This window comes from Microcoleus sp. Pol8_D6, assembly GCF_036700965.1.
Classification (GTDB): Bacteria; Cyanobacteriota; Cyanobacteriia; order Cyanobacteriales; family Microcoleaceae; genus Microcoleus.
The window spans coordinates 1-1,483 of the sequence record NZ_JAUBPW010000162.1 but is presented as its reverse complement, the minus strand read 5'-3'; the positions used below and the strand labels follow the sequence as shown (position 1 = coordinate 1,483).

The window sequence follows — 1,483 nt, the reverse complement described above, 5'->3', positions numbered from 1 at the left end:
AATCGCATCTATCACGGGATGGGATTATATTCTATCGGCACTAAATACTGTAGCATAATTTTGGAGAATTGGTATAATTCTGGTTCTTGAATTTCTCGCGCAACAATGTCTTGCCAGTTTTTCACACCTACAGCTTTGCAAATGTGTATAAAAGTCTCTCGTCTAATTGGTTGCTGCGTCCAAAATCGCTTTAAAGTTGCTTTTGAAGTGAGAGCAGCCTGACACCAGAGCTCATCTGCTTTATTCCATCCGAGATTGCGTCTTACCATGTCAATGATTTTTAGCCCTTCTTCGGATGCTCTGAGCAAACCTGCCATTGCTACTCCTCTACGGAAACTTTGCCTTAGTAAATAATGTTACATGATTTGGTGAGCCAAATGAGCCAAATGAGCCAAGTGAGCCTTTGATGTTGAGCCAAATGGTGAGCCGTTAAGCCTATACAGATTCAGGATTGTGGAGTATTGTGAAATGATGTTTTTGGCTGTCAGCTACGTTTGACGGTGCATCTGACGGGCGATCGGGGATACGGCCGATCTGCTGTTGGGAGCAATGTAAAGTTTTATTACAAAAACAGGGCGAACTGCATAAACAGCAGATGAACGCCCTGATAGATATCTAGGAAGGCTTGCAAGGCGGGCTTTGCTGGTTTTGACGTAAATCTATTTGTGAGGAGTTTGAATTATGGTTAATGTGAATTTCAATGTATGGGGTAATAAGGATGAGAATAAAATAGTCGCATCTATCCCTAGCACTCTGGGATCAGATGGTTCTATAATTTTAAACTCTCCTCTATCAATCCTCAGCAATCAACCCATTAGAAGCATAGACACTAATCAAAAAACTTATGTAATTACTCATGGTTTTCAAAATACTGGCGGGAACCAGGGGAATAATTATGCCCCTTCATTATCAGAGATAGCTATAGCTCTGCGAAGTCAACCAGAAAATGCCAATGCAAACATTATTTTAGTAGATTGGGAAGAAGGGGCTAAACCTCAAGGACTCGGCGGGTATGTCATACCAGCACAGAACACGAGAGAGGTAGGTAATCAAATAGCACAGTTTCTCAATAAACAGGGTATAGATCCTAACAAAACAGAATTAATCGGTCACAGTTTAGGTGCTCATGTATCAGGTTTCGCTGGTGCTAAATATAAAGAACTCACAGGCAACGAACTAAATCGCATCCCTGGTTTAGACCCAGCAGGGCCTGAGTTTGAAACTAGAATCACCAGATTAAGGTTAGTACCTGGAGCATCACCTGGAACAGTGATTAGCATCCCAGAAGTGGAGCCAGTTCCTCCAAGCGATCGCTTAGACCCAGATGATGCTAAGAGAGTAGTTGCCATTCATACAAGCAGAACTCTCGGACATGATGAGGCTATAGGGGACTTTGATGTATTTATTACAGCACTTTGCGTGACTAAGAGGTACAGTAACAGCAGTGAGCAAAATAATTTTTGATTTGCTTAGTTGAACATAA

The 1,483-nt window shown here is 41.7% G+C and carries 2 protein-coding genes; one reads left to right on the top strand and one right to left on the bottom strand.

What is annotated here, in order from left to right:
* Nucleotides 1-11: 11 nt before the first annotated feature.
* A complete protein-coding gene (locus QUA10_RS28975; protein WP_333085970.1) occupies nucleotides 12-317 on the bottom strand; it encodes a hypothetical protein in 306 nt (101 codons plus the stop codon).
* A 364-nt stretch (nucleotides 318-681) separates the two neighbouring features.
* On the opposite strand from QUA10_RS28975, the gene QUA10_RS28970 reads away from it, so the two are divergent.
* The gene (locus tag QUA10_RS28970) at nucleotides 682-1,464 is read left to right on the top strand and encodes a hypothetical protein (RefSeq protein ID WP_333085971.1); all 783 of its coding nucleotides are present in this window, start codon (nucleotides 682-684) and stop codon (nucleotides 1,462-1,464) included.
* The last annotated feature ends 19 nt before the right edge of the window (nucleotides 1,465-1,483 follow it).